Below are 212 nucleotides of genomic sequence, written 5' to 3'. Positions count from 1 at the left end.
AGCGGGGCGTGGATGGTCAGCTGGGCGGTGACCGGCGGCCGGGACCTGTCCCAGGGGCGCAGGATCAGGTCGGCGGCGACGGCGGCGCGCAGCACGCCGATGGGGCGGGTGTCGCCGTCGGCGCGCAGCAGCTGGGCGTACTGGTCGATGGCGTCGGCGCAGGCCGCGGCCAGGTGCACGGGCAGGTCGGCGACGAGCTGGCTCATCCCGTC

General features: G+C 76.9%; 1 pseudogene. It reads right to left on the bottom strand.

Annotation, left to right across the window (positions count from 1 at the left end):
* Nucleotides 1–212: pseudogene (locus E9565_RS22155) on the bottom strand (HNH endonuclease); the annotation flags it as partial.

It is taken from the genome of Blastococcus sp. KM273129, from assembly GCF_021698995.1.
Classification (GTDB): Bacteria; Actinomycetota; Actinomycetes; order Mycobacteriales; family Geodermatophilaceae; genus Blastococcus.
Note: the sequence above shows the minus strand (reverse complement) of the source record. Positions and strands in the feature narration are given on the sequence as shown.